Source organism: Myxococcus llanfairpwllgwyngyllgogerychwyrndrobwllllantysiliogogogochensis, from assembly GCF_006636215.1.
Classification (GTDB): Bacteria; Myxococcota; Myxococcia; order Myxococcales; family Myxococcaceae; genus Myxococcus; species Myxococcus llanfairpwllgwyngyllgogerychwyrndrobwllllantysiliogogogochensis.
Genome location: NZ_VIFM01000930.1, coordinates 1 through 403, shown reverse-complemented (window position 1 = coordinate 403; position 403 = coordinate 1). Strand labels below are relative to the sequence as shown.

Annotated in this window: 1 protein-coding gene; it reads left to right on the top strand. The window is 40.4% G+C overall.

Translation table 11 applies throughout. The features are described from left to right. Window positions 1–403 (top strand): hypothetical protein (locus FJV41_RS56350; protein WP_220138064.1); only part of this gene is annotated, 403 nt, incomplete at both ends.

Genomic DNA, 403 nt, shown 5'->3' with positions numbered 1-403 from the left:
CAGTAAAGATCTACAAGCTTTACATCAGCAACTTATTGCCTTGTACCGCGCCAATCGCTTATTCGACTTTGAAAAAGTTGTAGAAGATAATAAAGCGATCTTGCTCGAGGGTAAATTGACTCAACCAGCGGCTTTGTTCGAGCTGATAGTTAAGACAAACTTACAGTTGCGCAATATTAGTCAAGCAAAATCCTGGCTGTTGCAACGAAAGCAAGTTGAAGCAGAAAACGCGACTACCATGTATTTAGAATCATCTATCCTTGGCCTTGAAGCAAAATATCCTGAAGCAAGAGCACTATTGGAGAAAGTAAACCAAACAACTCCAATGAAGTTCCATGTGTTAAGCCAACTCATTTTAGTTTGCGAGCAAATGCGTGATTACTCTGGTGCTGCAGCATATTTG